Annotated in this window: 18 protein-coding genes; 7 read left to right on the top strand and 11 right to left on the bottom strand. The window is 70.6% G+C overall.

Translation table 11 applies throughout. The features are described 5' to 3' along the window. Positions 1–49 precede the first annotated feature (49 nt). Together RIC11_RS17225 and RIC11_RS17230 are read right to left on the bottom strand one after the other, a co-directional pair. On the bottom strand, positions 50–1159 hold the full coding sequence (locus RIC11_RS17225; protein ID WP_350213503.1) for an aminopeptidase: 1110 nt from the start codon (positions 1157–1159) through the stop codon (positions 50–52). A gap of 247 nt (positions 1160–1406) precedes the next feature. Continuing rightward, a complete protein-coding gene (locus tag RIC11_RS17230) occupies positions 1407–2975 on the bottom strand; it encodes a dockerin type I domain-containing protein (protein WP_350213504.1) in 1569 nt (522 codons plus the stop codon). A gap of 276 nt (positions 2976–3251) precedes the next feature. Here RIC11_RS17230 and RIC11_RS17235 point away from each other — a divergent pair, with 276 nt between their 5' ends. From RIC11_RS17235 to RIC11_RS17250, 4 genes are read left to right on the top strand one after another with little or no spacing between them, the layout of a single operon-like run. Beyond that, positions 3252–5267 carry an acyl-CoA dehydrogenase family protein gene (locus RIC11_RS17235; protein WP_350213505.1) on the top strand — a complete coding sequence of 672 codons (2016 nt, stop codon included), beginning with the start codon at positions 3252–3254 and terminating at the stop codon, positions 5265–5267. A 17-nt stretch (positions 5268–5284) separates the two neighbouring features. Beyond that, on the top strand, positions 5285–5542 hold the full coding sequence (locus RIC11_RS17240) for a DUF4160 domain-containing protein (RefSeq protein ID WP_350213506.1): 258 nt from the start codon (positions 5285–5287) through the stop codon (positions 5540–5542). Positions 5543–5544: 2 nt separating this feature from the next. Then, entirely contained in the window at positions 5545–5829 is a 285-nt protein-coding gene (locus RIC11_RS17245; RefSeq protein WP_350213507.1) for a DUF2442 domain-containing protein, read from the top strand. A gap of 43 nt (positions 5830–5872) precedes the next feature. Then, complete coding sequence (locus RIC11_RS17250; RefSeq protein WP_350213508.1) at positions 5873–6688, top strand: carboxylesterase family protein; 816 nt, start codon at positions 5873–5875, stop codon at positions 6686–6688. A gap of 25 nt (positions 6689–6713) precedes the next feature. On the opposite strand, the gene RIC11_RS17255 is transcribed toward RIC11_RS17250, so the two are convergent. From RIC11_RS17255 to RIC11_RS17275, 5 genes are all read right to left on the bottom strand, one after another. Next, positions 6714–7874: a GNAT family N-acetyltransferase gene (locus tag RIC11_RS17255; RefSeq protein ID WP_350213509.1), complete on the bottom strand. Its 1161-nt coding sequence runs from the start codon at positions 7872–7874 to the stop codon at positions 6714–6716. Between the two features lie 241 nt (positions 7875–8115). Next, the gene (locus RIC11_RS17260; protein WP_350213510.1) at positions 8116–9102 is read right to left on the bottom strand and encodes a cupin-like domain-containing protein; all 987 of its coding nucleotides are present in this window, start codon (positions 9100–9102) and stop codon (positions 8116–8118) included. A gap of 174 nt (positions 9103–9276) precedes the next feature. Then, complete coding sequence (gene feoB / locus RIC11_RS17265) at positions 9277–11241, bottom strand: ferrous iron transport protein B (protein ID WP_350213511.1); 1965 nt, start codon at positions 11239–11241, stop codon at positions 9277–9279. A 97-nt stretch (positions 11242–11338) separates the two neighbouring features. Then, entirely contained in the window at positions 11339–11605 is a 267-nt protein-coding gene (locus tag RIC11_RS17270) for a FeoA family protein (protein ID WP_350213512.1), read from the bottom strand. A gap of 179 nt (positions 11606–11784) precedes the next feature. Then, positions 11785–12678, bottom strand: coding sequence for a DMT family transporter (locus RIC11_RS17275; protein ID WP_350213513.1), 894 nt, complete (start codon positions 12676–12678; stop codon positions 11785–11787). A 207-nt stretch (positions 12679–12885) separates the two neighbouring features. Between RIC11_RS17275 and RIC11_RS17280 the strand changes: the two genes are divergently transcribed. Further along, the gene (locus RIC11_RS17280; RefSeq protein WP_350213514.1) at positions 12886–13818 is read left to right on the top strand and encodes a hypothetical protein; all 933 of its coding nucleotides are present in this window, start codon (positions 12886–12888) and stop codon (positions 13816–13818) included. Here RIC11_RS17280 and RIC11_RS17285 read toward each other — a convergent pair. From RIC11_RS17285 to ychF, 3 genes are all read right to left on the bottom strand, one after another. Next, positions 13743–15254 (bottom strand): aKG-HExxH-type peptide beta-hydroxylase, encoded by a 1512-nt coding sequence (locus RIC11_RS17285; RefSeq protein ID WP_350213515.1) that lies wholly within the window; start codon positions 15252–15254, stop codon positions 13743–13745. The genes RIC11_RS17280 and RIC11_RS17285 overlap by 76 nt on opposite strands. A 107-nt stretch (positions 15255–15361) precedes the next feature. Continuing rightward, on the bottom strand, positions 15362–15538 hold the full coding sequence (locus RIC11_RS17290) for a hypothetical protein (protein WP_350213516.1): 177 nt from the start codon (positions 15536–15538) through the stop codon (positions 15362–15364). 489 nt (positions 15539–16027) lie between these two features. Then, a complete protein-coding gene (ychF, locus tag RIC11_RS17295; protein WP_350213517.1) occupies positions 16028–17119 on the bottom strand; it encodes a redox-regulated ATPase YchF in 1092 nt (363 codons plus the stop codon). 248 nt (positions 17120–17367) lie between these two features. On the opposite strand from ychF, the gene RIC11_RS17300 reads away from it, so the two are divergent. Beyond that, positions 17368–19488: a tetratricopeptide repeat protein gene (locus RIC11_RS17300; RefSeq protein ID WP_350213518.1), complete on the top strand. Its 2121-nt coding sequence runs from the start codon at positions 17368–17370 to the stop codon at positions 19486–19488. A gap of 87 nt (positions 19489–19575) precedes the next feature. Here RIC11_RS17300 and RIC11_RS17305 read toward each other — a convergent pair whose 3' ends face one another. Next, positions 19576–19947, bottom strand: coding sequence for a J domain-containing protein (locus tag RIC11_RS17305; protein WP_350213519.1), 372 nt, complete (start codon positions 19945–19947; stop codon positions 19576–19578). Positions 19948–20183: 236 nt separating this feature from the next. On the opposite strand from RIC11_RS17305, the gene RIC11_RS17310 reads away from it, so the two are divergent. Beyond that, positions 20184–22322: a hypothetical protein gene (locus RIC11_RS17310; protein ID WP_350213520.1), complete on the top strand. Its 2139-nt coding sequence runs from the start codon at positions 20184–20186 to the stop codon at positions 22320–22322. Positions 22323–22327 lie beyond the last annotated feature (5 nt).

A 22327-nucleotide genomic window follows, 5' to 3' on the forward strand; every position in this document is an offset into this window, starting at 1 on the left:
CCGCCAACGCGCAGGCCACGCCCCCAGGCGCATCCGGACCGGCGAGCGGTCAGGCGCCGTCGTTCAGGCCGGCCAAGTCGGCCGGCACGAAGCGCCCGTCCTTGCGGATCAGCTCGTCGTCCAGCCACACCTCGCCGCCGCCGTAGTCCTCGCGCTGGATCAACACCAGGTCCCAATGGATCCGGCTGCGGTTCCCGTTGTCGGCCTCGTCGTACGCGTTGCCCGGCGTGAGGTGCAGCGAGCCGCCGATCTTCTCGTCGAACAGCGTGTCGAGCATCGGGTGGCGCACGCGGTTGTTCGTGCCGAGGGACCACTCGCCGCAGTAGCGGGCGCCGTCGTCGGAGTCGAGCAGCTTGTTCAGCCGCTCCGTGTCGCTCGAGCTGGCCTCGACGATCTGGCCGTCCTTGAAGCGGAACTCGATGTCGCTGTGCACCACCCCCTGGTAGCGGCTCGGCGTGTTGAAACGGATCACGCCGTTGATGCTCTCTCGGACCGGCGCGGTGAAGACCTCCCCGTCGGGGATGTTCCGCTGCCCGCTGCACGGGATCACCGGGATCCCCTTGATCGAGAACTCCAGCTCCGTGCCGGGCGCGAGGATCTTGACGCGGTCGGCCGCGTCCAGCCGCGCGACCAGCGGCTTCTGGGCCTCGGCCATCGCCGCGTAGTCCGCCGTGCACACGTCGAAGTAGAAGTCGGTGAACTCCTCGGTCGGCATGTCGGCCGCCTGCGCGAACGAGTCGGTCGGGTACCGCAGCACGACCCACTTGGTGTGCGGCACGCGGTAGTCGTTCACGTGCCGCAGCCAGTGCTCCTGGTACAGGTCCATCCGGTCCGACGGCACGCCCTTGAGCTGGCTGCCGTTCGCCGCGCCACGCACGCCCACGTAGGCCTGCACCTTCTCCATGCGGGCGCGTTCGAGGCCGCCGGCGAGCTTCATGCCCTGCTCGGTCGCGTTGGAGTAGAGGGCCGCTTGGACACGCTGGTTCTTCAGCTCCACCAGCGGCGTGGCGCCCCGGCGTGCGGCGCCCCCGACGAGCGCGCACACGAGGTCCGGCTCGGGCAGGTCGATCGCCTCGATGAGGATCGTCTCGCCGCGTTTCAGCTCGCAGCTGTGGTCGAGCAGGACGTCGGCGAGTTGGTCGATGCGAGGGTCGTGCATAGCGGGGCCACTCTCGGCGAGGGGAACGCCCACCGCGCGGCGGGCCCGGAGCGCCCGTTTATGCGAGTTGCGGCCCGCTTTGTGAAGGGCGGCCCGCCGAAGGTCCCGAACGTCAGACAGCCGACGCCGCTGGGCGCGCCGGCTGTGAGGCCGAAAGCGGCGCCGAGGGCATCAGCCCGAGGGGGTACCGGAGTCGATGCGGCTCGGCGCTCCCCGGGCGAACGCCCGAGGCTCCGGAGCTATGTGGCTAGCGTCGGCGTCGCGCCGTGACCGGGCCGATCGTGGCGATCGCCAGCAGCAACACCGCGGCCGGCTCGGGCACGCCGGCGGCCGGGTCGCGCTGGGCGCCGTAGTTGCCGATCCAGTAGCGGTAGTCTTCCGGATCGACGACGCCGTTGGCGTTGCCGTCGGCGCCGGCGCCGATGGCGGTCTCGCTGGCGAGCGAGTCGCGGAAGAGCGTGTAGTCGGCCGCGTTGACGACGCCGTCGCCGTTGAAGTCGCCCTCGGACTCAGCGCGGACGCCCGAGTCGACGCCGAACGTGAACAGGAACAGCTCGTACGCGCCGACCTCGGGCGTGCCGTCGGTGTTGTTGCGGATCGGGTTGCCCTCTTCGTCGGTGGTCTCGAAGAAGTCCCCTTGGCCGTTCACCTCGACGAAGTAGGTGCCGGTCTCAGAGATCAGCAGGTCGAGCACCAAGGCGTCGATCAGCTCGGGGCCCGACGTGTTGGCGGCTTCGACGCCGTAGAAGTCCAAGACCTGCCCATCGGAGTCGAGCACGCGTAGGCCGGGGCTGATGGTGTCGCTGTATCGGTTTCCAATACCGCCGGCGGCCTCGTTCAAGAGCGAGGAGATCACCTCGATGTTGACGACGTCGCCGGCTTGGGCCTCGAAAGAGAAGTAGTCGGCTCGCGCGTCGTCGGTCAGGGCGCCGAGCACGGTGATCGCTTCCACCTCGAACCCCTCGGAGAACTGACCGACGCGCAGCGTGTTCGGCACCGCGAGGCTGGTCAGTTGGAGCGGCTCGGCTTCGGTGAACGAGAGCTTGACCGTGTCGCTCTCGTTCACGACCACGCCCGACTCGTTGAACGCCAGCTTCACCGCCTCGCGTTCGCCGAAGAACGTCTCGAACGCCACGCCGTTGAACCGGTCGGTCTGCATGATGTGGTACTCGGACTCGCCGGCGACGTCGGGCCCCGGGTAGTCGAAGCCGCTCACGGCGAACGACCGCACGTTGATGCCCGCGCCGATCGGGCCGAACGCGTCGGCGTGCCGCAGCCCGAGGACGTGGCCCAGCTCGTGCGAGATGACGGTCGAGGTCACCAGCACGCGGTTGTACTCGGTCGGCCGCACCGGCACGTTGACGGTCGCCGTGTCGTTCCGGTCGAGGTTGCGGAAGTCGATCTGCTGGGCGATGCCGAAGGAGGGGCCGTCGTTCAACCAGACCGTCGAGAAGTCGCCGCTGGCCGGCTGGCTGGTGACAAAATCGAAACCGAACAGCTCGTAGTCTTGACGCACCCGCCGCATGATCTCTTCGCGCTCGAACGCGGTGTACCCCAGCCCGTTCTGCAAATCGGAGAAGCTCGTGCGGCTGTCGAAGTCGACAAACACCGTCTGCCTCGTCGCCTGCTCCTCGGCCGTCAGCATCAGCGAGGCCGGCGGGGTGGGCGCGGCCGGCCCGCCGGAGTCGGCGGACGTGTAACCCGCGGCCTCCGCCATCAGGCACAGCTCGCACAGCTGGCACCGGCATTGGGCCCAAGAGAGGGCCGGCGTCGTCAACACGGCGGCGGCCAGCAAGAGGCTTCGCAAGTTGGTCACAGCGCCGCTCTCCCTGGTCCGGAAGCAGGTAATCACGAGGCGAGCCCGCGACCGGCAGCTCTACAGCGGCCGCCCCACGGGAGACCGTACAGACTCATCCAATCCGGCAGGCGGGTCAACCTAATTGACGAGATTATGCGGGTCGCTCTGCCGCCGGCCGCCGGGGCCGCCGCCCCCCGCAGACAGAACCCCCCGTGTCGGGCGTCCGTACTTCTATACTAAGCAAGGGTCCCTCTTCTCGTTCAGCGAACACCCTCACCCCCCCCCGAGGCGGCCATGCGCGGCGCACCCACTACGACCACCCCCGAGGGGACCGGATCGTCGGAGGCAAACCACCGCGGCCAGTCGCCCGCCGCGCCCGCGGCGCCGCAGCCCGCGCCGGCCGCCCCTCCCGCCGAAGAGGCCTCGTTTGCCGAAACGGCCCTCAAGCTCGGCGGCAAGTCCGACGACGAGGCCCGCCGCACCGGCGCGATCGACCGGGCCGACGACCAGGTCGAGGACCTCTTCGCCCCGCAGTACCAGACGGTCAACAGCCCGGCGCACCGCGCCGTGTGGGAGCGGACCGTTCCGGTCGAGGAGTTTACGAGCAAGCCCGCCGTTCCGAACGAAGCCATGCAGCGGACGATGGCCGCGTCGCTCGGCGTGGTCCGCCGGCACAAGCGGGCCGGCACGCTGCACAACGAAGAGGGCCGCGTCCGCGAAGAGGTGCTCGCCGAGCTCGGCGAGGCCGGCTACTGGGGCATGCTCGTCGGCGTGGACCACGGCGGCGTCGGCGCCGAGTTCTCGACCGTCGCCGCGTTCCTCACCCAGATGGCCACCCTCGACGGCACGATCGCGGGCCTCGCGTCGATCCACGGCTGCATAGGCGCGGTCGACCCGGTGAAGACCTTTGGCACGCCCGAGCAGAAGGCCACGTGGCTGCCCAAGCTGGCCAGCGGCGAGCGGCTCAGCGCGTTCGCCCTGACCGAGCCCGGCGCGGGGAGCGACCTCACCGCGCTGAAGACCACCGCCGTGCTCGAGGGGGACCAGTACGTGGTGAACGGCGAGAAGCTGTTCATCTCGAACGTGCGGCCCGGACGCACCATCGGCCTGGTCTGTTTGGTCGAGGGCAAGCCCTCGGTGATGATCGTCGACCTGCCGGCCGCCGAGGACGACCACTTCCAGCTCAAGAAGTACGAAATCTATGCGCTGCGGCATTTGTACAACCGCGGCATCGTGTTCCGCGACTTCCGCGTGCCCAGGGGCAACCTGCTCATCCCGCCCAAGGGCGACGGCCTCACGATCGCCTACCACGGGCTGAACCTGGGCCGGGTGTCGCTGTGCGCGAACGCGGCCGGCACGATGCGGCTGATGCTCGCGTCGATGCTGCCGTGGGCCGAGTACCGCGTCACCTACAGCGAGGCGATCGCCCGCCGCGAGCTGGTCCAGCGCCGCGTGGGCGAGCTGGCGTCGCTGATCGTCGGGGCCGACGCGCTGGTGGCCTGGTGCGGCGACCTCTTGGACCGCGGCTACCGCGGCGAGATGGAGTGCATCATCGCCAAGATCTTCGGCTCCGAAGCGCAGAAACACGCCGCGATCGAGCTGATGATGAAGACCCACGGCGGCCGCTCCTTCCTCGCCGGCCACCCGCTGGGCGACAACATCGCCGACTACCTGGCCCCCTGCATCTACGAGGGCGAGGGGGAGATGCTCGGCATGGCGTTCTTCAAGTCGCTCGTTAAAGATCACGGCAAGCGTTACTTCGAGCCCGTCGGCAAGGCGATGGCCGCCGCCGGCATCAAGAAGCCCAACCCGATGAACCCGCGGCACGCCATGGTTCTGTCCCGTGTCGCCGGGCCCTACGTGAAGTGGCGGCTCGGGCGGATGCTCGGCGGAGTCGGCAAAGCCTCGCTGCCGCCGATGCCGGACGAGCTGAAGCGCCACGCCGCGTACGCGTGCGACGCGTTGCCGCGGATGGCGCTGGAGATCGACTCGGCCATGCAGAAGTTCCAGCTCAAGCTGGCCGACCGCCAGTGCCGCATGGCCGAGCTGAGCCAGCGCACCCAAGACCTGATCACGATCCTGGTCACCTCCCTCTACGCGGGCAAGCACGCCGACCCGGTCGTCCGCGACGCGGGCGACCTGCTCTGCCAACAGCTCCGCCGCAAGCTCACCGGCGAGCGCCCCAGCAACCGCTACTTCAAGCAGGTGACCGCGCTGGGCCGGCGCATCGCCGAGGGCGAGGCCAACGGCGCCGAGTCGCTCGGCCTGGGCCAGATCGAGCCTTACGCGATTCTTGAGCCCTATGGGTAGGCGATTAGAATTCCGGCATGCCGGAGATCTCTCGCTTTCTCGGTGTCGTGGTGCGGATGTACTACCGCGACCATCCGCCGCCGCATTATCACGCCACCTACGGCGAGTACGATATAACGGTCGAGATCGACTCGGGCGTTTGCGAGGGACGTTTTCCCAGGCGAGCGCTCCGCGCTGTTCTCGAATGGCACGAGCTGCATCGGGATGAACTCCGCGAAAACTGGGAACGGGTCCGGCGAGAAGAGCCGCTTGTTCCCATCGACCCCCTGGAATAGTCATGTTGCGAGTCTTAGAGGCGCGACACCACGGAGCCCACCGCCTTTGGCTGCGCTTCAGCGATGGTTGGTCAGGGGTGATTGATCTCTCGGGCCGACTGAGTGGACCCGTATTCGCTCCCTTAACGGACCCCGCCACTTTCGGCTGTTTCAGCCTGACAGACCACACGATCGAATGGGCGTGCGGCGCCGACTTAGCGCCCGAATACCTTCGTGATGTTGCGTCCGAGACGGGCGTCAGGGACGACGTGTCGTCGGCTTCGCTTTCCTCGCCCGCGAGTCTCTGATCCAGCGACCCTTCTCTTCGCCCAACAACCCGACCGCAAAACCATGCGCCTGCTCGCCGTGCTCGCCCTACTCATCGCCCCGCTCGCCATGGCCGAAGAGCCGGTCGACCCGCGGATCACGCCCGAGGTGCTCGAGGCCTTCGGCGCCGCGACATTCGACGACGGCGGCTTCACGCTCCCCTACCGCCTGCTCAAGCCCGACGGCGCCAGCGACGACAACCCGCGGCCCCTGCTGGTGTTCCTGCACGGCTTCGGCGAACGCGGCGACGACAACCAGCGGCAGCTCATCCACGGCGGCGCGACGTTCGCATCCCAGCGGTTCGCCAAGCACGGCGCGTACGTGCTCGCGCCGCAGTGCCCCGCGGGGAACCTCGAGGGTTCCGATCAGCCGGTCGTGTGGTCGCTGCGGCTCCGGCCGACCGACGAGTCGGTGCCGCTCGGCGTGGACCAGCGGATGACCGAGCCGATGCACGCGGTGCGGGCGCTGGTGGAGCACCTGATCGAAACCGAGTCGGTCGACGAAAACCGGCTCTACGTGAGCGGCCTCTCGATGGGGGGCTACGGCACGTGGGAGATGGCCGCGCGCGAGCCCGAGTTCTGGGCGGCCGCGGCGCCGATCTGCGGCGGCGGCAACCCGGCCTGGGGCGAGCCCCTGGCGAAGCTCCCCCTGTGGGCCTTCCACGGCGACGCCGACACGGCCGTGCCGGTCGAGCGCTCGCGCGAGATGATCCAGGCGATCCGAGAGGCCGGCGGCACGCCGGTCTACACCGAGTACCCCGGCGTTGGCCACGGCAGTTGGACGCCCACCTTCGAGTGCCCCCAGGTGTGGGACTGGGTGTTCGCTCAGCGGCGCCGCTGACGCGGTGGGCTTCGGGCCTCGGGCCTCAGGCTTCGGGAGTAAGCTCGCCTGCCGTGCCCTGAAGCCCGAGGCCCGAAGCCCGAAGCCTCCTATCCCGAAGCGAGCGGTACGCGGCGCCCGCCCACCGCTCCAACGCGCCCGCCGCGTCGCGCGGCCGCACGTGCAGCGTGCTGGCCGGTCGGTGCACGGCGCCCCAGCTGAGCTTGTACGGCTCGTCGCCGCGGAGCAGGTCGAGCCGCGTGCGCCCCGCGGCGAGCGCCGTCTCGGCGAGCACCATCTGCGACAGGTGGCCCGCGTCGCGCTCCAGCGCCCAGGGGGCGATGCCGCCCTGGTAGGCGTACACGGCGCGCTCGTCTTGCAGCGCGTAGTCGACAGCGGCCGGCTTACCGTCGAGCTCGAGCACGGCCAAGTACAACCGCCCCTTAGCGAGCAGCCGCTCGCTCGCCAGGCGGTGGAAGCGGTCGAACCGCGGCTCGTCGAACACGCCGGGGTGGCCCATCGCCTCGCGGCGCTCGCGGTGCAGCTTCACCAGCAGCGGCCACAGCTCTTGCCGGTCGGCCTCGGTCTGCGCGACGAGCACCGTCGCTTGGCCGGTGTCGAGCAACTCTCGGCGCCACTTGCGGAGCCGCTTGCGGCGGTTCTTGCTGAGCGTCGCCAGGTAGTTCTCCCACGTGGGCTCGCCGCCGTGGGCTGCCATCTCGGCGGGGAAGCTGCCCAGGTCGTCGATCCGCTGGGTGTCGAGGCCCCCCTCCGCCAGCAGACGCTCGAGGTGGTTCATCGCCCGGTCGTCGGCGTCGATCGCTTCGAAGCGCACTCGGCGCCAGGTGTCGCCGGCCGAGTCAACGACCCACTTGGCGACCGCGCTGACCACGCCCGGCTCGTCCTCGGCCGTGCGGCAGAGGATCGTGTGGTGGTCGGTCGACGCGCGGCCATCGCCCAGCAATCGCAGCGTCGGCCCGGCCAGTGTGCGCAGCCGGACGTAGCAGGGAGCCAGGCCCACCAGCACGCCGGCGCTGTTGCGCACGGCGAGCGTCCAGAGCGAGCAAGCCGCGTCGTCCTCGCCGTAGGCCTCCCACCAACTCAACAGCCACTCGGGCGACTGCATCGGCGAGGGGATCGCAAGCTCCCGCCACTCGGGCTCGAGCGAGCGGAGCGCGGCGAGCGTTTCGATGACTTCCAGCCGCATAGTCCGCTCGTGGTGGGTACCCGGTGACCGGGGCAGCCCGAGGCTATCGCCTGTGGCTCAGGGAGAATCCGATTGTTGCTTGAGCCGCAGGCGCTAGCCTCGGGCGGTCGAAGCGCGCCGGTCGGTCCTTCGCTCACCCGACGCTCAGCGCGCTCGGCCCAGGGGGAATCCGGTTGTTGCTCGAGCCGACGGCGCTAGCCTCGGGCGAAGCGCCAGCCGACTCGGCCACAAGAGACCGGCCTCAAACCGCGACCGGCTCTTGCTGCTCGTGCGCGGCGAGCACCGTGCGCTCGTCGACCTCCAGCAAGCGGAAGCCGTCCGGCTCGCTAGGGTCGAGCACGAACGTGATCGGGTAGGTCCACTGCTCCTTCTCTTTGCCGAACAGCTTGCCCGCGTAGCGGTCGACCCGCGCGATGAATTGCTTCACGTGCGCGGCCCAGCCGTCCGCCTCGATGCTCTGGCACGCGTAGCCCAGCCGCTTCCGCAGCACGTGGTTGCCCGTGTGCACGTTCAGCCGCCGGCGGGCGCGGGGGTTCTTGTGCTCGGTCGAGAGCGACACGTTGAGCCCCTCGAGGTTCTCAACCCGGTGCGGCGCGAGCTGCGGCCACGTGACGAGCTGGCCCGGCTCGGCGTCGAACACGAGGGCGTACTTGTCCCACGCGGGGTCGTAGGGCACGTCCTCCGACCACTCGCCGGAGCAGACCTTCTCGAGGCAAACGCTCGACGCGAAGCGCTTGTCGAAATGCGGGTACACCCACGCCCGCTTCCGGCCGCGGATGTGCCACAGCATGTTCACGGGCATGTCGACGTGGTACGGGACCCACGCGCCGGGCGAGCTGACGAGCAGGTTGGCGGTGCGGTCCTCGGCCTTGAAGTGCGAAGCGCCCGATTCGAGCTCGCCGAACAGCCGGTTGATGACCTCGGCGTGGGCCGGCTGGTGCTGCAGCATCCGCCGGCAGTTGATCCACAGGTGCCCCTCGCGGACCATCTGCACGAGCTCGTCGCCGGGCACGCCGTTCCGGTCGCCCTCGCGCCAGTCGAACTTCTCCTTCGACTTGCCCATCGTGTTGACCGACAGGTGCTCGGCCGGGTGGGAGTCGAAGACCTCGGCCAGCGCGTCGTCGGTGAACAGGCCGGTCTCGGCCAGCCGGTGGCCGGCGACCAACACGCCGCGTTCGAGCGCTTGGAAATCGTCGGGCTGCCAATCGGCGAGGAGCGAGTCGGCCATAGTTCGTTAGCGGGTGCTGGTCGGTCGGGAGTCGAGACCCACGCATCGGCGCGGAGCGTTCGATCGAAACCTAGTTCGCCGGCAGCACGCGTCGTGGCCATCCGGATGGCGGCAAGGCCGACCGCCGCCGCTACAAACGGAAAGAACCTTGCAATCCGGCTCAGCGGCCGAAGGTCACGTGAGCGTGCGGGCCACCTGATAAGTCACCAGCGCGGCGCCGTAGGCCAGCGCCGTCATGTAGCCAAGCTGCAGCGCGGCCCACTTCCAGTGGCCGGTCTCCCGCCACGTGACCGCCTGGGTCGGCAGGCACTGCATCGCCAGCACGTAGAAGACCAGCAGGCTCAGGCAGGTCGCGGTGGTGAACACCAGCGTGCCGTCCGGGCGCTGGGCGGTTTTGAGCGAGCCCAGGAGCGAGTCGGTGTCCCCCTCCTCGCCCAGGCCGTAAAGGATCGAGAGCGTCGACACGACCACCTCCCGCGCAGCGAACGAAGAGACCACGCCCACCGTTGTCCGCCAGTCGAACCCCAGCGGCGCGAAGACCGGCTGGATCGCCTTGCCGATCTGGCCGGCGAAGGAGTTCTCGAGCTGCACCTGGGCGGCGGCCATCTCGTCGGCCGGCAGGGCCGCCGGGTCGGTCTTCGGGTAGGTCGCCAACGCCCACAGCACGAGCGAGATCACGAGGATCGTCGTGCCCGCGTTCTTGACGAAGTCCCACGCCTGATCGACGGTCCGCAGCAGGCTGTCGCGCACGCTCGGCAAGCGGTAGTTGGGCAGCTCGATCACTAGCGGGCGCGGCTCGCCGGGCAGCAGGGTCCGCTTGAGCACCAGGCTCGCCCCCAGCGCCGCGACGATGCCCAGCGCGTACGCGCCGGCGAACACCAGCGCGGCGGCCAGCGGCCGGTCGGGGAACAGCAGCGCGACGACCATCACGTACACCGGCACCCGGGCCGAGCACGACAAGAGCGGCGCGACGAGGATCGTCGTCAGTCGGTCGCGGCGGTCGTCGACGACCCGCGCGGAGATGATCGCCGGGATCGCGCACGCGTGGGCCGAGAGCATCGGCACGAACGCCTTGCCGGGCAGGCCGACGCGTTGCATCAGCCGGTCCATCACCAGCGCCGCGCGGGCCAGGTAGCCCGAGTCGTCCAGCAGCGCGAGCAAAAAGAACAAGAGGCAGATCTGCGGCAAGAAGACCAGCACGCCCCCCACGCCGCCGATGACGCCGTCGACCACCAGGCTGCGAAGGTCGCCCTCGGGCAGCCAGCGGCCGATCGAGTCGCCCGCCCACGCGAACAGCGCGTCGATGAGGTCCATCGGCACGGTCGCGACCGAGAAGATCGTGACGAACAGGCCGAGCATCACCACCGCAAACGCGGCGAGGCCCCCCACGCGGTGCGTGAGCACGGTGTCGAGCGCGTCGGTCAGGCGGCTCGGCGCTTCGGGGTCGCCCGACAGGGAGTCCGCGCGGACCGACTCGGCCCAGTCGAACCGCGACGCGTAGCCGCAGCCCGAGCAGCTCGTGCACGCGCACGCGGCCGCGTCGAGTTGGGGCAACGGTTTCTGGTCCGCCAGCGCGTGGATCGCAGCGACCAGCGAGTCGAGCCCCTCGCCCGTCCGCGCCGACACGCTCACCACCGGGCAGCCCAAGCGGCCGCTGAGGCGGTCCAGGTCGAGCTTCAGGCCGAGCCGCTCGGCCAAGTCACGCATGTTGAGCGCCACCAGCGTCGGACCCCCGAGGGCGAGCGCCTCAACCGCGAGCGGCAGGTTGCGCTCGAGGTTCGTCGCGTCGACGACGATCACCACCGCGTCCGGCGCGGCGGCGCCGGGCAGCTCGCCTCGCAGGGCCGCCACGGCCGCTTTCTCTTCGGGCGAGGTCGCCTCGAGGCTGTACAGGCCGGGCAGGTCGACCAGCTCGATCGGCGCGGAGCGGAGCGGTTCCCCCGGCGCGGGCTTCAGCACGCCGCGGCGGTGGCTCACCGTCGTGCCGGCAAAGTTCGCCGTGTGTGCGCGTTGACCGGTCAGGCGGTTGAAGAGCGACGTCTTCCCCGCGTTCGGGTTGCCGATCAGGGCGACCCTCGCCGCGGCCACCCCAGCAGCGGGGGCCGAAGGCGCCTCGGCGGAAGGGGGGGCAGCGTCCACTCTGGTCGCCGTAGGGAAGAGGCTTGCAATGGCGCCAAGCCACGGTTGCGTGGGCGCCGGCTTCGTGGGCGCCGGTTGAGTGGCCACGCTGGGCTGCTCAGGCGGCCGTCAGCAGCACGCTCGAGGCCAGCTCACGAGACAAGCCGATCCGCGATCCAAGCACGCGCACGACCCAGGTGGGACCGGTCCGCAGCACCTCGACCCGGCGCCCCTGGCAGAAGCCCAGCGCCCGAAGCCTCACCGATTCGGCCGAATCGCCGACGACCCGCGTAACGCGGCCGTGGCCGCCACGGGCGAGCTGCGACAGCGGCGCTTCGTTGCCGCAAGCGAGGGGAGCCGGCGATTGGCTAGACAGAGCGACCATAGGGCGCCGCGGGAGCGTTTATGGGGGGAGCGGGGATCCGGGACGGCGGGCTTTTGAGAATGAATCTCAGGCCCGACAGATTAAACCTATCGCTCACTCCATCGGCAAGCAAGACGCAACAACTGGCGAAACGGGCGTAATTTCGAAATTTTCGCACCGCCGCTTGTGCAAATTGATCGTCAGCCTTCCGCCTCCGGCGCGAAGGGCGCCGGCTTCCCCGGCCGCCGACGCGGCGCGGCCACCAGCACGCCGGCGGCCGCGACCAAGGCCGCCGCCGGGTAGAACGCCACGGTCGGCCGCTCGCCCAGCGCGGCCCAGGCCATCAGCCCGGCGAACACGAACTGCGACATGTTGATGACCGACACCAGTTGTCCACGCATGCTCCGCATCGCTTGGTTGATCAGCGAGTGCCCCAGCACGGTCGGCAAGAGCACCAGCAACGCAACCCAAAGCCACTCCTGCCGCCAGTCCACCGGCGTGGTCGACCGGGCGAGCGGCGACAGAGCCAGCCCGATCGCGCCGGCGATCGCGTACAGCGGCGTCACGTACAGCAGCGTGGTCGGGTGGTGGCGGAACCGCTTGGCCAGCACCAGGTAGGTCGCCAGCAGCAGCATCGACGCCAGGCACACGACATCGCCCCACAGGGTGTCGGGCGTCAGGTGGAAGTCCGACGCGAAGAGGATCGCCAGCCCGCCCATCGCCAGCGCCGTGGCGGCCCACTCCCGGGGCGTGACGCGCTCGTGCGACAGGGCCGCCAGCAGGAAGGGCGTCGCGAGCGGCGTCAGGTTGACGATCAGCGTGCCGTTGGTCGCGAGCGTCAGGCGGATGCCGTAGATCCACGTGATGAAGTGCAGCAAGAGCGCGACCGCGGGGATCGCCACGTCGCGCAGGTGCGACAGGTTCAGCTCGTCGCGCCGCCGCCGCCAGTCGCGCACCGCCCACGGCGCCAGCAGCGCGGCCGCCAGCGACAGCCGCAGCGCGGTGAGCAGCACCGGCTCGATCGCCGAGAGCTTGATCCACAGCACCGACGTGGCGCAAGCGAGGCAACCGGCGAGCAACAGAGCGAGAGGCACGGGGCGGGCACGCGGAGTGGGAACGCGGAAAGGCGGAAGGCGAACGGCCATGGGGGCGGCCGAGCGGGGGCGGCCCCGCTGGAAAACCCAACAAGCGAAATCCCCCACTTCCCTAATCCTCTTTCCCCCTTCGACTTCCGGGCCAGCGAGATTGACAGCCCACGCGCCGATCCGCTACTCCCCTCGCGCAGTGTCGCCGCTCGGAAAATGATCTACTTCCTCACCACCCGCCGCGCCAGCTACACGATCCGGGTCTACCTGGACCGGGTCGCGATCGGCCTGCGTCCGCTGATCGTGCCACTCACGTACGAGGCGTGGCTCTCCCGGCGCGACCACCCGCCGGGCGTGTACGTGCTGGCGGACATCGAGCGCCTGTCCGCGCGGCAGAGGGAACGCGCCGCGGTGGTCGCCGACGATGTGTCGGCTCGGCCCGGGTTTCGGGTGGTGAACCACCCGCTCCGCTCGCTGCGGCGCCGCGACCTGCTCGACACGCTCCAGTCGCGGGGCGAGAACCGCTTCGCCGTGTGGCGGCCCGGCGAGCCCGACCGGCCACTCCGCTACCCGGTCTTCGTCCGCAGAGAGAACGACCACACCGGCCCGCGGACGCCGCTGCTGCGCGACCGCGCCCAACTCAGCCGTGCGCTCTGGCGGCTACGCACTCGCTGGAAAGGGTGGCGGCCGCTGCTCGTTACCGAGTTCCTCGACACGGCCGACTCCGACGGCTTGTACCGCAAGTACGCGGCGTTTCGAGTCGGCGAGCGCATCGTGCCGCGGAGCCTGTTTTTCAGCCGGCGATGGATGGTCAAGGCATGCGACTTGACGCACCCGAAGCTGCTCCAAGAGGAGCAGGCCTACTTCTTCAACAACCCCCACGCGCCGCGCCTGAAGGCGATTTTCCAACTGGCCGGGATCGACTACGGGCGTATCGACTACGGCCTGTACGGCGGCGCGATCCAGACTTGGGAGATCAACACCAACCCGACGCTCCCGACCGGCCTGACGGCCAGCTCGGGGCCGCGCCACGAGGTGCTGCTGCGCTGCCGCCGCCAGCTCGAGGCCGCGTTTCAGACGCTCGCCGGCTCCGCCGACACCGTGGCCCGGCCCGCGGGTGGGGCCGACGCGGCGCCGTTGGCCGCTTGAAGCGCCGGTTCGGCGTAGCGGCGGTGCTCGTCGATCGCTTCTGTGACGGTGATCGGTGCGCCGGTGTCGAGGCCCAGCTCCGGCACCAGTCGGCCGTTCTCCAAGCAGACCATCGCCGGCGCGTCGTCCGGCAAGCCGGCGGACTGCGCTTCGGCGATCAGCCTCTCGACCTCGGCCGACACCGCGTCGAACAGCCGCTGGCCGAAAGGGGTGAAGTCGGCGCTGTCGCGTAGCACGCCCACACCGGTGGAGAGCTGCTCGCGGAACCGCACCAGTCGGTCGGTCGCGTAGGCGAGCCGGTCGCCGTTGAGATCGCCGCTGCGGTACGCGCCGAGCCAGAACGCCTTGACGCGTGTGAACACGTAGACCGCGTGGAAGATCCCGTAGAGCGGCCGTGGGTCGGCGCGCCAGGGCGAGTAGAACCGCGCGTCGGTCGTGGCGTTCACGCGGCGGTTGTCGAAGAACGGCCGGCCCTCTTCCAGCGCGTACAGGCGGTTGTGGTGCACCTCGTGCAGCAGGTCGTCGGCCAGGACCAGCGGCTCGCGCCGCGCACTAAAGAGCACCGCGCCGGGCAGCCGCGAGAAGCTCGCGTTGGTCGGGCCGGTCTCGCTGCGCTGCTTGACGACGGCCAGCCGCCCGCCGTAGCGGAGCTGGTCGGCCGCGTCGGGTAGGTACCGCTGGATCGCCGCGACCGCGTCGGCCAGGTGGGGCTGCATCTCTTCTTGCAGTCCGGGAGTGGGCAGCGGGTCCTGGCGCATCGACACGAGGTCCGGCAGTTTCATCGCGTGCGGCTGCATCCGCATCGCGCTCGCGCCGAGCGACACCTCCGGGCAAACGTGCCGGCGGACCCCCGGGTGCGTCCAAGCCGCGTCGGGGTCGACCGGCACGGCGAGCCGCTGGCCGTCGTGCTCGACGAGCAGCGTTTCGGGCCCGGCGCCGCAGAGCGCGAGCTCGCCGCCGCCGGAGAAGGACAGCCGCGTCCCTACCAGCGCGAAGGGCATGGCGATTGGCAGCGGGCGATGGAACTCGACGGCCTCGCCGCTGCGGACCGCCAGGCCCGCCGCGAAGAGCTTGAAAAGGTCCAGGTGCCGAGCGAACGCGTCGCCGAGGTCGGCCGCTCCGGTCGACTCCACGTACCGATCGACGAACGCCGGCCGCTCCCCCTCCCCCCGCAGGGCCGCAGACAACTCCCAAGCCGTCCGCGCCCAGTAGTAGGCAAAGGGCTCCGACCAGAGCTCCGAGAACACGTCGGCCGGGGCGGCGGCGGCCCGGTTGAACAACGCGATGAACTCGCTCGCCGCGGCGTCGGCCGGTTCGCCGCCCGTCAGCGACGCCACGATGCGGGCCAACGCGCGGGCCGACTTGTGCACACGCTCGGCGTGCACGGCGTTGTCGGTCCACAGCAGTTCGCGATCGGTCAGCAGGGCGGCGTCCATCGGTGGCTCTCCTTGTGACGGTTTGAGTCGATCGCCGGGGCGAGACGGCATGGCCCCGCCCAATGCGCGGGGCCACGCCGGTTGTCTCGCCGTTCTAGGCTTGCCGCTCAAAAATTCGGGACCGTGGCGATCGTGGCCGTGGAGCCACCGCCCCCCTTGCCGCCGCACACGCCGGAGGTCTCGAAGTCGGGAGTCCAGTCGTCTGCCGGTTCGCTGACGGGCTGCTCGGTCTGTCGCTTCTGGGCCTCGGCGGCCAGCTCGCTGAGGTCGATCTTCTCGTCCATGTCGTGGGCTCCTTTCGGTCGAGGCGGCCCCCGGCGTCTGTGTCGTGACGGCGGGGTGCGGGTTCGGACCATCGTGCGCGCCTGGCCGCGAACGGCACAACACCAATCCGGACACGCGCGCCTTCGCCGCCGACTCGACGGGCCCGGCCCCGCCGACCGGCCCTTCGTGCCCTCCGTGCCTTGGTGGTTCCCCCCGCTCGACCGCCCGTCGGTCAAAGCGCGGCCAATTCGCGGTCCGGCCGGGCGCCGGCAGGCGACAATCGGCCGGTTTTGGATCGGTGCGCCGCCCGCGAATAACGTTACAGCGAGCGGCTCTGGCCGCGCGGTGTAACGGTTCGCCAACCCCAGACGCCGCAACGGCTTAGCCGCCGAATCGGGCCGTTTTGGCGTTACGCGCGATTTTTTTTGCGTGTCGCGTAACGTAACGCTTGGGCGGCGGCTTGCCGCTTTTGGTGGCCAAAGCGCGGGCCGTCGTGAAGGGAGTGTGCCTTACACGTTGAAGAGGAAGTGGCACACGTCGCCGTCGCGCATGGCGTACGACTTGCCTTCGACACGCATCTTGCCGGCTTCGCGGATCGCCTTCTCGCTGCCGTGCTCGACCAGGTCGTCGACGGCGTACACCTCGACGCGGATGAAGCCGCGCTCGAAGTCGGTGTGGATCACGCCGGCCGCTTGCGGCGCGGTCGCGCCGATCGGCACGGTCCACGCGCGGATCTCTTTCTCGCCGGCGGTGAAGTAGCTCTGCAGGCCGAGCAGGCGGTACGCGGCCCGTGCCAGGGCCGCCAGCGCCGGTTCGGCGAGGCCTACCGACTCGAGCATCTCGGCCCGGTCGGCCTCGTCGAGCTCGGCGAGCTCGGCCTCGAGCCGCGCACAGACCGGCACGACCTCGCCTTGCTCTTCGGCGGCCCGCTGGCGGACCGGCCGGACGAGCTCCCCCTCGCCGGCCAGGTCGTCTTCCTCGACGTTGGCCACGTACAGCACCCGCTTGGCGGTGAGCAGCTGCAGCTCGCGGAGCGTGCGGGCGGAGGCCGGGTCGTCGTACTCCAGGCCGCGGATCGGCACGCCGTCGGCGAGCCGCGCGTGGCACGCGTCGAGCACGTCGACCTTGCGCTTCGCGTCTTTGTCGCCGGTGCGGGCGTTCTTCTTGGCTTTGACCAACTGGGCTTCGACCGATTGCAGGTCGGCGAGCATCAGCTCGGTGTCGATGGTCTCGATATCGCGGATCGGGTCGACCGAGCCGTCCACGTGGGTGATGTCCGGGTCGTCGAAGCAGCGGACCACGTGGAGGATCGCGTCGACGTTGCGGATGTGGCTGAGGAACTGGTTGCCGAGCCCCTCGCCCTCGCTCGCGCCGCGGACGATGCCCGCGATGTCGACCAGCTGCAGGATCGCCGGGATGACCTTCTGCGTGGTGATGTACGAGTTGATCGTCGCCAGGCGGGCGTCGGGCACCGGCACGGCGCCCACGTTGGGCTCAATCGTACAAAACGGGTAGTTCTCGCTAGCAATGCCCGCCGCGGTCAACGCGTTGAAGAGCGTGCTCTTGCCGACATTCGGCAGGCCTACGATGCCGGCTTCCATAGCGAACGGGTGGGCGCGCGAGGGCGGGGCGGGGTGGGGCGAGCGTCGGGTGGCCCGCGCGGGGGCCTGTCTGGCGGGGGGGCGCCGAGCGGTCGCGGGCCCGGCGGGCCGAAAGGCTAAGATTCTACGGCGGCCCCGCCCCCGCCGACAGCCGGGGCGGCCGATTTGCGAGATCCTGCGTAGTCCGCCCGGACCGCCATCGCAATAATGGAGCCATGAAGTACCCAGCTAACCGAGGACCCGCTGCGATGCCCAAGATCTCCCCGACGGCGCTGCTGCTCTTGGCGACCGCCCTCGTGCTGGCCGGCCCCACGCCGACCGGCGCCGCGCAGTCGCCGGCCGGCGCCGAGCAAGCGGAGGCCGACCCCGCCGCGGCCGATCCCGAAGCCAGCGGACCCGAAGCCGCCGTCGCCGAACAAGAGCCGGACGACAAAGCCGACGGGGCCGCCCCGTCCGAGGGCGCCGAGCAGCCCGCCGATGAGCCCGAAGGCGAACCAGCCGCGGAAACCGAATCGGCCGACAAGACCGCCGACCCGGCGACCGACTCCGAACCGGCCAAACCCTCGGATGCCCAGCCGTCGGACGCCCAGCCTTCGGACGCGGACCCGCTGGCCCTGGGCGGACTCGACGCGGACAACCCCGGCCAGAAATCGCTCGACCGCGCGCTGGAGCGCAAGCTCGAAGCGAAGGACCTGAAGGACCTTAGCGAGGTCGTCGAGCTGCTCGACGAAGCGCTCGAGCAGGGCCTCGACGCGGGCAACACCGACTTCGCCGAGGAGCTGCTCGTCGCCACGCTCGTGCAGCGGGCCACGAGCCTGGCCGGCGCGGTGCTCGGCAAGCCGGTCGCCGATCCGATGCGCGACCCGCGGTGGCTGCAGATCCGCCAGTTCGCGTTGACCGACCTGCAGCGGGCAGTGGGGATCGACCCGTCGCAGATCGGCGCGTGGCTGCTGATCGGCCGCCTGCAATCGCTGCCGATGGGCAGCGAGGCCGAGGCCCGCCGCGCGCTGGGCAAGGTGATCCGCTTGGCCGAACAGAGCGACGACGCGGCCGCCTCGACCGAGACGCTCGCCGAGGCCTATTCCCTCCGGGCCTTGGCCCAGAAAACCGACGAGAAACGCATGGCCGACCTCCAAAAGGCCATCGAGCTGGCGCCCGGCGAGGTCGAGTACCTGCTGCGCCGGGCGCGGGTCCACCGCGAGGCGGGCCGGGCCGACGAGGCGCTGGCCGACCTGGAGCGTGCGATCGAGCTCGCGCCGGACAACCCAAAGGTCCACGAGCTCAAGGCCCTCGCGCTGCTGATGCAGGACCGCCCCGACGAGGCGCTGGAGAGCTTCGACCGCGCGTCGGAGCTGGCCCCCGACCTGCTGGACCCCTACCACTACCGGGGCGGCCTGTTCGGACAGCTCGGCCGGCTCGACGAGGCCGTCGCCCAGCTCGACAAGGCGCTCGAGATCTCGCCGAACAACGTCAAGTCGCTGCTCATCCGCGCGCGGCTGTACGCGGCCGACGAGCAGTTCGAGAAGGCGCTGGCCGACGTCGAGGCGGTGCTCGAGCAGCAGCCGCTCGCGTCGACCGCCCACCTGATGAAGGTCCAGATGCTGCTGGCCCTCGACCGCGACGAGGAAGCGATCGCCGCGCTAGAGCGCCTGGTCAACGGCGACCCGGAGAACGCCGACTTGCTGCTGCAGCTCGCGTCGATCTACGTGGACAAGCAGATGACCGACGAGGCGATCCAGGCGCTGGACCGCGTGCTCGAGCTCGACGAGGGCAACGCGCTGGCCCGCCGCATGCGGGCCGATATGTACCTGTACATCGGCCGGCACAAGGAGGCCCTCGCCGAGTTCGACCAGGCGCTAGAGACCTCGCCGGACGACTACGGCATCCTCAACAACTACGCTTGGACGCTCGCCACGAGCCCGTTCGACGAGGTCCGCGACGGCAAGCGCGCGGTGGAGCTCGCCCAGCGTGCGGCCGAGCTGACCGAGTACAACGCGCCGCACGTGCTCAGCACACTCGCCGCCGCCCACGCCGAGAACGGCGACTTCGACAAGGCCGTCCAGCGCGCCGAAGAGGCGGTCGCCAAGGCCGAGGAGCTCGGCATCCTCACGCAGTACGACGGGCAGCTCGAGTCCGAGGTCCAAGCCTACCGGGGCAAACAACCCTGGCGGGAGCTGCAGGCGCGCGACATCAGCGGGCCGGCCGACGAGGCCGCCAAGGCGCTGGCCGAGGAGCCGGCCGGACCCACCGACGAGGCAGGCGCCGGCAAGCCCGAGTCGGGACAGCAAGCCGAGAAAGCCGACGGCGGCAAACCGGCCAGCAACGACTCGCCCGTGATCGACCCTCCCGTCCGCTCGATCGATTTCTGATAGCGCCGGCCAACGCGGCCCGGTCGCCGGGGGTCACCCCTGGCCGAAAGGTGACGGTGGGCCGAAGGGTCACCGGCGGCTGAAAGGTCACCGGGGCTGATCGTCGCCGGCCGCCAGCCGCAATGCCTCGCCCAGGTAGCGCTGCAGGCGCTCGAACTCGTCGCGGCTGCCGCCGTGGTCGGGGTGGGCGGTCTTCACTCGCAAGCGGTAGGCGGCCATCACCTCGTCGGCCGAGCAGCCCCGCTCGAGCCCCAGCGCTAGCAGGCAATCGGGCCGCTCCCGCAACGCCCAGTAGGGCGTGGTGGCGTAGGCGCCGACCAGCACCATCGCGCGCTTCAGGCGCCGCAGGTAGGCGCGGATGTCGGCCACCATCCACAGCCAGCCGGCCACCGGCCCCGCGACAAACACCACCAAGAACCACGCCGTGCCGAGGGCGTCGAGCGGGTCGGGGGCGGCCATGTCACGACTCGGTAGACAAAGGCGTTTTCGGGCCTGGCGCCGCCAATTTAGCCGAAAAGGCGCCCCGCGCGGCGCGGTGGGGTGAGGTTTCTCGCCGGCCGACCGGCGCCGGGGGGCCGGCGGTTCGGTCTTTGAGCGTCGGGGCATTTCTGCTAGTTACCGCCGCGCAAGCCGCCCGACCCCGGGCCGCTTGCCGTTTATCCGGTATGTCCCCCCCCGAAGCGTGAGCGTCTGGGATGCCTCGCCTGAAGCCGATCGGCGGAATCGTCGTCGCCACCGTGTGCTTGCTCCGTGTGGCCGGCGCCGAGCCGTCGCTGCCGCCAATGCCAGAGGAGGGCGTCAACGAGCTGCGGGCGCCGAGCACCAAGCGGCCCACCCCCTGGTCGGCGCCGCCTGGCGCAGCCACGGGGAGGTCGGCCAACGGGAGCGTGGCCGATTGGGCGACCACCCAGCTCGCCATAAAAGCCGAAGGCCAACCGGCCGGCCCCCCGCCCGCCAGTACGACCGAACTCCCGGTCGTCAACCCGTTCCGAACGGGCGCCGCCGATACAGCCGGGCTGCCGAACAACAATCCCTTGCGAATCGCAGAGGCCGAGCCGGCCGCTCCGGCCGCGGCGCCTGCGCGCCGGCCCGGCTCGTCGGCGACGAGCCCGGCCGCCGCGGCCGCCTTCACCGAGACGGCACGCCCTGAAGAACCTCAGCCGCTCGAGGCGCCGCAACCGAATAGAGAGCCGGCGCCGCTGGCGCGGATCGCTGTGGGAGCGGCGCCGGTTGAGCCGGCGCCGATGATCCCCGAGGAGCCGGCGAGCGGCGACGCCGAAGCGGCTTCGCTCGAGGAACCAGTCGCCGCAACCGAGCCGCCGGCGGCCTTCGCCCCGCCGCCGACCGCGGCGTGGGACGGTCCGAGCGACTCGGGCTCGGGATCGACCCAATCAGCGGCACAGCCGCCGCGGGTCGATCGCCAGGCGACCGCATCGGGCATGGGCCAGCCGGGCCCGGCCGCGATGGAGGGGCCGCAGGAGGCCTCCTTGACGCTCCAGAAGCGAGGCCCCAGCGAGGCGCAGATCGGCAAGCCTTGCCGCTTCGCGATCCGCATCCGCAACACGGGGGCCGGCGTCGCGAACGACGTGGTCCTGCGCGACGAGGTCCCGGCCGGGACGCGGCTCGAGGGCACGCAGCCCGCGGCCGACGTGGCCGGCGGCCGGTTGACGTGGCGGCTGGGCGACTTGGCGCCGGGCCAAGAACAGACCGTCGAGATCCGCCTCACGCCGCTGCGCGAGGGGGCGATCGGCAGCGTGGCCCAGGTGACGATGGCCGCCGCCGCGTCGGCCTCGACCGCCGTGACCCGGCCGCAGCTGACGATCGCCGCCAGCGTCGCCCCGCAAGTGCGGGTCGGCGAGGAGCAGACCGTCACGATCGAGCTGCACAACCCGGGCACCGGAACGGCGACCGGCGTGATGCTGCTGGGCGACCTGCCCGCGCTGGTGAGCCACCCGGCGGGCAAAGAGCTAGAGTTCGAAGTCGGCACGCTCGCCGCCGGCGAGACGCGGCGGATCGAGCTGGCCCTGCACGCCGAAGCCGCCGGCCGCGTGGCCAGCAGCCTGGCCGCGGTGGCCGACGGCGACCTCCGCGCGGAGCGGGCCGTGGCCTTCGAGGTCGTCGCGCCGAAGCTCCACGTGTCGGTCGACGGCTCCAAGCGACGCTACCTCGAGCGGCCCGCCGCCTACACGATCGGCATCGACAACCCGGGCACCGCCCCGGCCCGCGACGTGCGCCTGGTCACGCACCTGCCGCGGAGCATGCGGTTCGTCAGCGCGAACAACCTCGGCGAGTACGACGCCGAGTCCCACAGCGTTTATTGGAGCCTGGCCGAGCTGCCCGACGGGCAACGCGGCGAGGTCGAGGTGGTCGCCGTGCCGACCACGCCGGGCGAGCAGACGCTGCGTGTCGAGTCGCAGGCGGCCGGCGGCCTCCGCTCCGAGGCGACGCACCCGATCGTCGTCGATGGCGTGGCCTCGCTGGCGTTCGAGGTCCGCGACTTGGCCGACCCGATCGAGGTCGGCGGCGAGACCACCTACGAGGTCCGTGTGCTGAACGAAGGGACCAAGGCCGCCACCGGCGTGCGCGTGGTCGTCGAGTCGCCGCGCGGCATGCGGATCAAGGCCGCCGAGGGCGAGACCGCCCACCGCGCGTCGGCCGAGCGGGTCGAATTCGCGCCGCTGGCTTCGCTCGATCCCGGGGCGAAGGTCGCTTTCCGCGTGCGCGTGGCGGCCGCCGAGGCGGGCGACCAGCGGGTCGTGGTGCTCGTCGAGTCGGACGACCTCAGCGGCCCGGTCCGCCGCGAAGAGAGCACCCGCGTGCTCGGCGACGAGTGAGCCCG

It is taken from the genome of Botrimarina sp. (assembly GCF_040219535.1).
GTDB lineage: Bacteria > Planctomycetota > Planctomycetia > Pirellulales > Lacipirellulaceae > Botrimarina.

What these genes read in the sequence shown, in the direction of transcription:
- RIC11_RS17260 (WP_350213510.1), bottom strand. Translation starts at nt 9,102, where the DNA reads ATGGCCGACTCGCTCCTCGCCGATTGGCAGCCCGACGATTTCCAAGCG.
- RIC11_RS17225 (WP_350213503.1), bottom strand. Translation starts at nt 1,159, where the DNA reads ATGCACGACCCTCGCATCGACCAACTCGCCGACGTCCTGCTCGACCAC.
- RIC11_RS17245 (WP_350213507.1), top strand. Translation starts at nt 5,545, where the DNA reads ATGTTGCGAGTCTTAGAGGCGCGACACCACGGAGCCCACCGCCTTTGG.
- RIC11_RS17240 (WP_350213506.1), top strand. Translation starts at nt 5,285, where the DNA reads ATGCCGGAGATCTCTCGCTTTCTCGGTGTCGTGGTGCGGATGTACTAC.
- RIC11_RS17270 (WP_350213512.1), bottom strand. Translation starts at nt 11,605, where the DNA reads ATGGTCGCTCTGTCTAGCCAATCGCCGGCTCCCCTCGCTTGCGGCAAC.
- ychF (WP_350213517.1), bottom strand. Translation starts at nt 17,119, where the DNA reads ATGGAAGCCGGCATCGTAGGCCTGCCGAATGTCGGCAAGAGCACGCTC.
- RIC11_RS17305 (WP_350213519.1), bottom strand. Translation starts at nt 19,947, where the DNA reads ATGGCCGCCCCCGACCCGCTCGACGCCCTCGGCACGGCGTGGTTCTTG.
- RIC11_RS17310 (WP_350213520.1), top strand. Translation starts at nt 20,184, where the DNA reads ATGCCTCGCCTGAAGCCGATCGGCGGAATCGTCGTCGCCACCGTGTGC.
- RIC11_RS17255 (WP_350213509.1), bottom strand. Translation starts at nt 7,874, where the DNA reads ATGCGGCTGGAAGTCATCGAAACGCTCGCCGCGCTCCGCTCGCTCGAG.
- RIC11_RS17235 (WP_350213505.1), top strand. Translation starts at nt 3,252, where the DNA reads ATGCGCGGCGCACCCACTACGACCACCCCCGAGGGGACCGGATCGTCG.
- RIC11_RS17250 (WP_350213508.1), top strand. Translation starts at nt 5,873, where the DNA reads ATGCGCCTGCTCGCCGTGCTCGCCCTACTCATCGCCCCGCTCGCCATG.
- RIC11_RS17290 (WP_350213516.1), bottom strand. Translation starts at nt 15,538, where the DNA reads ATGGACGAGAAGATCGACCTCAGCGAGCTGGCCGCCGAGGCCCAGAAG.
- RIC11_RS17300 (WP_350213518.1), top strand. Translation starts at nt 17,368, where the DNA reads ATGCCCAAGATCTCCCCGACGGCGCTGCTGCTCTTGGCGACCGCCCTC.
- RIC11_RS17285 (WP_350213515.1), bottom strand. Translation starts at nt 15,254, where the DNA reads ATGGACGCCGCCCTGCTGACCGATCGCGAACTGCTGTGGACCGACAAC.
- RIC11_RS17280 (WP_350213514.1), top strand. Translation starts at nt 12,886, where the DNA reads ATGATCTACTTCCTCACCACCCGCCGCGCCAGCTACACGATCCGGGTC.